Genomic DNA, 7,918 nt, shown 5'->3' with positions numbered 1-7,918 from the left:
CTTCGAATCCTTCATGCCGGCCAGATGCTGGATGGCGCCGGAGATGCCGCAGGCGATGTAGAGATCGGGCGCGACCACCTTGCCGGTCTGTCCGACCTGCCAGTCGTTCGGCGCGTAGCCGGCATCGACCGCGGCGCGCGAGGCACCGACGGCGGCACCGAGCTTGTCGGCAACCGGCAGGATGACTTCCTGGAACTTCTCGGACGAGCCGAGCGCGCGGCCGCCGGAGATGATGATCTTGGCCGATGTCAGTTCCGGACGGTCGGAGGAGGACAGCGCATCCTTGACGAAGGTGGAGAGACCCGGATCGGAGACGGCGGGGATCGCCTCGACCGAAGCCGAACCGCCCTCAGGGGCAGCGGCGAAGGACGCCGTACGCACGGTGATGACCTTCTTGGCGTCGGTCGACTGCACCGTCTGGATGGCGTTGCCGGCATAGATCGGGCGCTTGAAGGTGTCGGCCGAGACAACTTCGATGATCTCGGAGACCTGGGCGACGTCGAGCAGGGCTGCGACGCGCGGCAGGACGTTCTTGCCGACCGAGGTGGCGGCCGAGATGACGGTGTCGTAGCCGGCTGCCAGCGAAACGATCAGGTCGGCCAGCGGCTCGGCCAGATTGTTGGCGAGCTCGTCGCTTTCGGCGAGCAGGACCTTGGAGACGCCGGAGAGCTTGGCGGCAGCATCGGCTGCGGGCTTGGCGCCCTTGCCGGCGACGAGAACATGCACGTCGCCGCCGATTTTCGCGGCTGCCGCAAGCGTCTTGGCGGTCTGGTCGGAAAGGGTTGCGTTGTCGTGATCAGCCAGAAGAAGAATGGCCATGATATTATCTCCTTTCTCGAACCTTAGAGGACGCCAGCGGACTTGAGCTTTTCGACGAGCTCAGCGACAGATGCGACCTTGACGCCTGCCTTGCGGCCAGAGGGTTCCTCGGTCTTCAGCACCTTGAGCCTCAGTGCGGTGGAAACGCCAAAATCGGCGGGCGCCTTCTTGTCGAGCGGCTTCTTCTTCGCCTTCATGATGTTGGGCAGCGAAGCGTAGCGCGGCTCGTTGAGACGCAGGTCGGTGGTGACGACGGCGGGGAGCTTGACGTCGATCGTCTGCAGGCCGCCGTCGACTTCGCGGGTCACGGTTGCCTTGCCATCGCCGATCTCGATCTTCGAAGCGAAGGTGGCCTGAGCGGTGCCGAGCAGCGCCGCCAGCATCTGGCCGGTCTGGTTGCTGTCGTCATCGATCGCCTGCTTGCCGACGATGATGAGGCCCGGCTGTTCGGCGTCGGCGACGCCCTTCAGGATCTTGGCGACAGCGAGCGGCTCGACGGCATCGTCGGTCTCGACGAGAATGGCGCGGTCGGCACCCATGGCGAGCGCGGTGCGCAGCGTCTCTTCAGCCTTGGCCGGACCAATCGAGACCACGATCACTTCCTCGGCCTTGCCGGCTTCCTTCAGGCGAAGCGCCTCTTCCACCGAGATTTCGTCGAAGGGGTTCATCGACATCTTGATGTTGGCCAGTTCGACGCCCGTGCCATCCGGCTTCACGCGGATCTTCACGTTGTAATCAACCACCCGCTTTACTGGGACGAGAATCTTCATGTGGTCCTTCCTTCAACTCTTTCGCCAAGAAAATGCGCGTTTCCGCGCTGCTCCGATTGTCGAATGGCGACATGGATACGCGTTTTTCCTCCAAAGACAACGCTTCCATGACGCAGACAGGCAAATTCCATGGGGATTATATTACCTTTACGTTCACGTCAATATTTTCGGCTTCATTTGTCCCAGGGCAAGCGCGGGCGGGGTGGCTGGCCCGGGACGGTGATCATGGCGGGATTGGGGGTCGGGCGGTCGCGCACGGCCTTGGGTGTCACCACCTTGCTGTCGAAGAGCGGCACCCCGCGACGGCGCATGACGAGCACCAGCAGAGCGCCCGCGATAATGCCGCCGACATGGGCGCCCCAGGAGACGTTGCCGTCAGGCTCGAGCGCCAACATGACGAATTGCTGGCCGGTCCAGAGGATCAGCGGCACGAAGGCGGGGAGCGGCAGCGGCACGCGCATGAAGACCAGCACCCAGACCTTCACGCGCGGGTGCAGCATCAGATAGGCGGCGACGACACCGGAGATGGCGCCGGACGCGCCGATCAGCGGCGCCTGCGAGGTCATGCCGATCAGGCCGTGCACCAGCGCGCCGGAGATGGCGCAAAGGAGATAGAAGGCGAGGAAGCGCAGATGGCCCATCGCATCCTCGACATTGTCGCCGAAGACCCAGAGGAACAGCATGTTGGAGGCAAGGTGCCAGAAGCCGGAATGGACGAAGGCGTAGCTGACATAGGTCAGCGGCTCGGGCGTGATCGCGAGCGCCGGTTCGAGATGGGCGTAGTGGAAGGCGACGGCCGGGATATAGCCAAGGCCGACGAAGGCCGCTTGTGCTACCGATTCCGTGGCGATGACGCCGGTAAACAGCCAGACGACGATGTTGACCGCGATCAGCCCCATCGTCACCCATTGCAGCTTGATATGCTTCAGCGTGTTGGCATCGTGCAGCGGTATGAACATATGGGCCGGCGGTCCAGTTGCTTGATATCGGTCAAGCCTAGCGGTTTTTTCCGGGAACCCAAAGCACATCCGCGTGGCCGCGATCATTGGCATGGCGGGCGGCGACGAAGAGGAAATCGGAGAGGCGGTTCACGTATTTCAACGCGGCGGCGCTGACGATCTCGCCTTCGCTGCGCGACAGCGTCACCATCAGCCGTTCGGCACGGCGGGTGATGGTGCGCGCCAGATGCAGGTGGGCTGCGGCGGAGTGGCCGCCCGGCAGCACGAAGGATTTCAGCGGCTGCAGATCGGCATTCAGCTTGTCGATGTCGTTTTCGATGCGCGTCACCTGACTTTCGACGATGCGCAGCGGCTCGTATTCCGGCGGCGTGCCGGTGTCGGGCGTGGCGAGATCGGCGCCGAGATCGAAGAGATCGTTCTGGATGGACATCAGCATCGCATCGAGTTCGGGCATGCCCTGCATGTGAAGCCTGGCGATGCCGATCGCCGAATTGGCCTCGTCGATGGTGCCGAAGGCCTCGACGCGCAGGTCGTCCTTCAGCCGGCGCGGGCCGGCGACCAGCCCGGTCGTGCCGTCGTCGCCCGTCTTGGTGTAGATCTTGTTGAGCTTGACCATGGCTGTCTCTCCTACGCGTCTATTAGCTGGGGCGACCGCCGCCGGTCAGCCAAAGCGTCAGCATGATCAGGAGCACGGCGACGGCCTGCAGGAGCACGCGCAGCTGCATCAGCTTGTTGGACAGGTTGGCGTCGCCGCCCTTCATCATGTTGAACAGGCCACGGATCAGAACGATGGCCACAAGGCCCATCACGATGATGGCGAGAACGTAGACGACAGTAGACATTGGGTTTCCTCCTCCTCAATCGAACCTGCGCAGCAGCCGGTAGAAGAGGTCCGCGGGCAAGAGCTTTTTCAAGAACATGCCCTGCTTGGCCGGCCGCGTCACTGGGTAATGTGGTCGCGGGCGCGGGGCGTTCAATGCGTGCTTCAAGACATCATAGACGGCCTCGGGGCCGAGCTTGTGGCGGTTGGCCGGGCCGGAGCCATCGAGCCTTGCCAGCTGGCGGCGATAATCTACCGCATGCGCCGAGCCTCTGACATCGATATGCTCGTTGATTTTCGCGAGCGAATTGGCGACGAAGCGCGAGGCGATCGGGCCGGGCTCGATCAGGCTGACATGGATGCCGCTGCCTTCGAGCTCCATGCGGAGCGTGATGCTCAGCCCCTCGAGCGCGAATTTCGAGGCGGTATAGGCGCCGCGATAGCGGTAGGGCACGACGCCCAGAATCGACGAGCACTGGACGATACGGCCGCGGCCGCGCTTGCGCATCAGCGGAATGATCTGCCGCGTCAGCTCGTGCCAACCGAAGAAGTTGGTCTCGAACTGTTCGCGCAACACGTCCGTCGTCAGGTCCTCGACAGCGCCCGGCTGGCCATAGGCGCCGTTGTTGAAGAGCGCGTCTATGCGTCCGCCGCTGAGCTCCGTGACCTCGCGGACGAAGTCGGTGATCGAATCGGTGCTGGTGTAATCCATGCGGAAGGCTTCGATGCCGTCGGCCTGAAGCGGCGCCAGATCGTCGAACTTTCTGACGGTCGCGAGGACGCGCCAGCCGTCGGCCTTCAACGCACGGGCACAATAAGCACCGATCCCGGACGAACATCCGGTAATGATGATAGTGCGTTGATCCGACATGGAATGATTCCTGTACAAACTAGGACTCGTTTCCCATATTCGATCGGGCGACACAATGAGGAATGCCGGGAGCCGGAATGCTGAAACTTTTTCGCATCTTGTATGATGTGCTTTACGATGCGATCTGGCATTTCCTTGAAGATGACGGCTTCGCCATGGCAAGCCATGTGGCACTTTCCACGCTTCTCGCTGTCTTCCCATTCCTGATTTTCGGCACCGCGCTTGCCAATTTCCTCGGCGCAGACCAGTTCTCGATGACGGCCGTGCATCTCGTCTTCGACACGTGGCCGGAGGCGATCGCCAAGCCGCTCGCCGACCAGGTTCTCCTGGTCCTGACCGTGCCGCGCGGCGGGCTGTTGACGATCTCGGTGCTGGCGGCCGCCTACTTCGCCTCCAACGGCGTCGAGGCGCTGCGCATATCGCTCAACCGCGCTTACCGCGTGCAGGAAACGCGGCCGTGGTACTTCACCCGTCTCGCCAGCCTCGGCTTCGTGATGATCGCGGTGACGATCTTCGCGGCGATCAGCATCCTGCTCGTGGCTGTGCCGCTGGCGCTCGATTATGCCCGGCAGTGGTTTCCGCTGTTTGCCGACACGCTCGACATCGTCTTCAACTGGCGTATCTACGGCACGCTGTTCGTGCTGACGGTCGGTCTGCTGGTCGTGCATCTGTGGCTTCCGGCCGGACGGCGGCGGGTGTTCGATGTCGTGCCGGGCGTGCTTCTGACGCTGATCCTGTGGTTCATCGGCGCGCTGATCTTCGCCTATTATCTCGCGACCTTCGCCAACTACGCCGCCACCTATGCGGGCCTCGCATCGGTGATGATCGTGCTGATCTTTCTCTACATGATCGGGGTGATTTTCATCATCGGCGCCGAGCTTAACGCCGCACTCCTGAAATTCCGGGTGCGGGCGATCTTCTCGCACAATTTCCTGAGCGGCCAGGGCCAGAAGCCGTCAAAGCCCGACGAGGTGGCGAATATCGTGCGCCGGGACGCCTCGGGCTCGTAGCTCCGAGAGGCCGGTATCGCCGCTGCTTTTCGAGAGCTTTCGGCCGGTCGTGTCGGTGACGAGACGATGGTGGTGATAGGTGGGTGCGGGAAGATCAAGCAGCGTCTGCAGGACGCGATGCACCGAGGTCGCGTGGAAGAGATCGAGACCGCGCACGACATGGGTGACGCCCTGTAGCGCGTCGTCGACGACGACGGAAAGATGATAGCTCGACGGCGCGTCCGAGCGCGACAGCACGACATCGCCCCAGGATGAAGGGTCGGCGGCGATCGCGCTTTGTTCGGCGTCGCCGGTCTCCTGCCAGGAGAGCTGTTCGCCGACCGTCTCCAGCGCCTTTGCCATGTCCAGCCGCCAGGCGTGTTTCAGGCCGGAGGACAGCATCGCTTGCCGCTCGCCTGAGGGGCGGTCGCGATCGTCAGTGGGGTAGAGCGGTGAGCCATCGGGATCGCGCGGCCATGCGATCCCTTTTGCCTCGGATGCCGCGACCTTGGCTTTGACCTCGCCGCGGGTGAGGAAGGCGGGGTAGGCGAGGCCGCGGTCGATCAGGTCAGTCAGAGACGCCTGATAGGCGTCGAAGTGCTCTGATTGCCGGCGCACCGGCTCTTCCCATTCGATACCGAGCCATTTGAGATCGGTATGGATGTCCGCTTCGAATTCGGGTGTGCAGCGGGTGAGATCTATGTCTTCGATGCGCAGCAGGAAGCGACCATCGGCGGCGTCGGCCATATCGCGGTTCAGGAAGGCCGAGAGCGCATGGCCGAGATGCAGCGGGCCGTTGGGGCTCGGGGCAAAACGGAAGACGGGCTTTTGACGGGGAATCGCGATCATGCTTTCTTCTGCCACGTATTTTGGAAGATCGCGAGGAAGCGTGCATATCATTCGCAACGACGGGGACGTGGCCAAGGGACTGGCCGAACTTATCATCATCGACCCGCGTCTCGTCTCGATCGCCGCCGATGCCGGTCCGCTGCCGCTGCGATTACGGGAGCCCGGCTTCGAGGGGCTGGCGCATATCATCGTGTCGCAGATGGTTTCGCGGGCGAGCGCCGAGGCGATCTGGCGGCGGATGCGGCCTGATGATGTCGTGTTGACGGCCGAGGCTTATGCCGGCCTGCATCCGGACGCATGGCGCGAGGTTGGCCTGTCGCGCGCCAAAGCGGAGACGCTGACACGGATCGCCGCGGCTGTCGCCTCCGGCGGGCTCGACCTGCAGGCTCTGTCCGGCCTGCCGCCGGAGGAGGCTTTGGCGGCGCTGACGGCGCTGAAGGGCGTCGGGCCATGGACGGCGGAGGTTTATCTGATGTTTTGCGGCGGTCATGCCGACGTCTTTCCATCCGGCGACGTGGCGCTGCAGAACGCGGTGGCGGCGGCCTTCGGTCTCGATCAGCGGCCGGGGGCGCGACAGCTGGCCACACTGGCGGCGGACTGGGCACCGTGGAGATCGGTGGCGGCGCGGCTTTTCTGGGCGTATTATGCAGCGAAACTGGGCCGCGGCCTGGTTCCGGTCGGCTGAACGGCAACACATACAAATGCCATTGTGTGGCTTGAATTTATTGGACTTCACAATGCCGTCACAACCGGCCTAATATAAGAGTGCAGATGCCGAATCGATCAGGAGAGTGCCTTGACGATTGCTGTTTCACCTCAGGCCCTGCCAGCGCTCGTTCTGAACGCTGACTATCGGCCGCTGAGTTATTATCCCTTGTCGCTCTGGTCCTGGCAGGACGCGATCAAGGCGGTCTTCCTTGACCGTGTGAATATCATCGCGGAATACGAACATTCGGTCTCCTCGCCGAGCTATTCGATGCGGCTTCCGAGCGTCGTGTGCCTGAAAACCTATGTGCAGCCTTCGCGCAATCCGGCTTTCACGCGCTTCAACGTGTTCCTTCGCGACAAGTTCGAGTGCCAGTATTGCGGCGATCATAACGACCTGACCTTCGATCACGTCATTCCGCGCGCCCATGGCGGCGAGACGACGTGGCAGAATGTCGTGGCGGCCTGCTCTCCCTGCAATCTCAGGAAGGGCAGCAAGCTCCCGAAGCAGGCAGGCATGTTCCCGCATCAGAAGCCCTACCAGCCGACCGTGCAGGACCTGCACAACAATGGCCGGCTCTTCCCGCCGAACTATCTGCACGATAGCTGGCTCGACTATCTCTACTGGGATAGCGAACTGCAGCCCTGATCGTTTGCGAGCAGGACCGCTTTACGCCTAACTGATCAGGCCGTCCTGGTCAGGCAGACTTGCGCACGCCGATAAAGGCGAAGGCGGCGAGGATCAGGCTTGCGATCACGTTCCAGCCAGCCATGGACAGGCCAGCGACGCGCAGTGCCGCTTCCGTGCAGGAGGGCCCCTTGATGGTGTTGAGTTCCGTCAGGAGATCGCCGGCGTTCTGCGTCATGCTGCTGGCGCTGGTCGAGCAGGCAGTGGGGCCAGCCCAGAAGTGCCATTCGACACCGGCGTGATAGACGCCCATGCCGGCGCCGACGATCATCAGCAGGCCACCAGCGAGCAGGAAGGTGCGGCCGATCCAGTTGGGCAGGCCGAGCGCCGATGTGATGGCGCCGATGATGACCAGCGGGATGCCGTAATAATAGGGCTGGCGCTGCATCAGGCAGAGCTCGCAGGGAATATAGCCGCCGATATACTGGAAGCCGAGCGCGGAGCCGAT

General features: G+C 62.9%; 11 protein-coding genes. 3 read left to right on the top strand and 8 right to left on the bottom strand.

Annotated elements, in window-relative coordinates:
* The 6 genes from B3605_RS19900 to B3605_RS19875 form a co-directional block, all read right to left on the bottom strand.
* Positions 1-819: electron transfer flavoprotein subunit alpha/FixB family protein (locus tag B3605_RS19900; protein WP_296435686.1), on the bottom strand; the 819-nt coding region annotated here is incomplete at its 3' end.
* A 23-nt stretch (positions 820-842) separates the two neighbouring features.
* Positions 843-1,589, bottom strand: a complete 747-nt coding sequence (locus B3605_RS19895; protein ID WP_112941403.1) for an electron transfer flavoprotein subunit beta/FixA family protein — start codon at positions 1,587-1,589, stop codon at positions 843-845.
* A gap of 173 nt (positions 1,590-1,762) precedes the next feature.
* Positions 1,763-2,548 carry a rhomboid family intramembrane serine protease gene (locus tag B3605_RS19890; RefSeq protein WP_112941402.1) on the bottom strand — a complete coding sequence of 262 codons (786 nt, stop codon included), beginning with the start codon at positions 2,546-2,548 and terminating at the stop codon, positions 1,763-1,765.
* Between the two features lie 37 nt (positions 2,549-2,585).
* Positions 2,586-3,164, bottom strand: coding sequence for a cob(I)yrinic acid a,c-diamide adenosyltransferase (locus B3605_RS19885; protein ID WP_112941401.1), 579 nt, complete (start codon positions 3,162-3,164; stop codon positions 2,586-2,588).
* Between the two features lie 22 nt (positions 3,165-3,186).
* The gene (locus B3605_RS19880; RefSeq protein WP_018901506.1) at positions 3,187-3,390 is read right to left on the bottom strand and encodes a twin transmembrane helix small protein; all 204 of its coding nucleotides are present in this window, start codon (positions 3,388-3,390) and stop codon (positions 3,187-3,189) included.
* Positions 3,391-3,405: 15 nt separating this feature from the next.
* The gene (locus B3605_RS19875) at positions 3,406-4,239 is read right to left on the bottom strand and encodes an SDR family oxidoreductase (protein ID WP_112941400.1); all 834 of its coding nucleotides are present in this window, start codon (positions 4,237-4,239) and stop codon (positions 3,406-3,408) included.
* 77 nt (positions 4,240-4,316) lie between these two features.
* Here B3605_RS19875 and B3605_RS19870 point away from each other — a divergent pair, with 77 nt between their 5' ends.
* On the top strand, positions 4,317-5,249 hold the full coding sequence (locus B3605_RS19870) for a YihY/virulence factor BrkB family protein (RefSeq protein WP_018901508.1): 933 nt from the start codon (positions 4,317-4,319) through the stop codon (positions 5,247-5,249).
* On the opposite strand, the gene gluQRS is transcribed toward B3605_RS19870, so the two are convergent.
* A complete protein-coding gene (gluQRS, locus tag B3605_RS19865) occupies positions 5,196-6,077 on the bottom strand; it encodes a tRNA glutamyl-Q(34) synthetase GluQRS (RefSeq protein ID WP_112941399.1) in 882 nt (293 codons plus the stop codon). The genes B3605_RS19870 and gluQRS overlap by 54 nt on opposite strands.
* On the opposite strand from gluQRS, the gene B3605_RS19860 reads away from it, so the two are divergent.
* Both B3605_RS19860 and B3605_RS19855 read left to right on the top strand, forming a co-directional pair.
* Positions 6,076-6,762, top strand: coding sequence for a DNA-3-methyladenine glycosylase family protein (locus tag B3605_RS19860; protein ID WP_112941398.1), 687 nt, complete (start codon positions 6,076-6,078; stop codon positions 6,760-6,762). The genes gluQRS and B3605_RS19860 overlap by 2 nt on opposite strands.
* Positions 6,763-6,873: 111 nt before the next feature.
* Positions 6,874-7,431 carry an HNH endonuclease gene (locus tag B3605_RS19855; RefSeq protein ID WP_018901511.1) on the top strand — a complete coding sequence of 186 codons (558 nt, stop codon included), beginning with the start codon at positions 6,874-6,876 and terminating at the stop codon, positions 7,429-7,431.
* Between the two features lie 49 nt (positions 7,432-7,480).
* Here B3605_RS19855 and B3605_RS19850 read toward each other — a convergent pair.
* On the bottom strand, positions 7,481-7,918 hold a 438-nt coding region (locus tag B3605_RS19850), incomplete at its 5' end, for a disulfide bond formation protein B (protein WP_296435675.1).

The organism is Rhizobium sp. UBA1881 (genome assembly GCF_002338015.1).
Lineage (GTDB): Bacteria > Pseudomonadota > Alphaproteobacteria > Rhizobiales > Rhizobiaceae > Rhizobium.
This window is presented reverse-complemented; position numbering and strand designations above follow the sequence as displayed.

Excerpts from the sequence above, each read along its gene's own strand:
- B3605_RS19875 (WP_112941400.1), bottom strand. The coding sequence starts at position 4,239 with ATGTCGGATCAACGCACTATCATCATTACCGGATGTTCGTCCGGGATC.
- B3605_RS19895 (WP_112941403.1), bottom strand. The coding sequence starts at position 1,589 with ATGAAGATTCTCGTCCCAGTAAAGCGGGTGGTTGATTACAACGTGAAG.
- B3605_RS19870 (WP_018901508.1), top strand. The coding sequence starts at position 4,317 with ATGCTGAAACTTTTTCGCATCTTGTATGATGTGCTTTACGATGCGATC.
- gluQRS (WP_112941399.1), bottom strand. The coding sequence starts at position 6,077 with ATGATCGCGATTCCCCGTCAAAAGCCCGTCTTCCGTTTTGCCCCGAGC.
- B3605_RS19890 (WP_112941402.1), bottom strand. The coding sequence starts at position 2,548 with ATGTTCATACCGCTGCACGATGCCAACACGCTGAAGCATATCAAGCTG.
- B3605_RS19880 (WP_018901506.1), bottom strand. The coding sequence starts at position 3,390 with ATGTCTACTGTCGTCTACGTTCTCGCCATCATCGTGATGGGCCTTGTG.
- B3605_RS19885 (WP_112941401.1), bottom strand. The coding sequence starts at position 3,164 with ATGGTCAAGCTCAACAAGATCTACACCAAGACGGGCGACGACGGCACG.
- B3605_RS19860 (WP_112941398.1), top strand. The coding sequence starts at position 6,076 with ATGCTTTCTTCTGCCACGTATTTTGGAAGATCGCGAGGAAGCGTGCAT.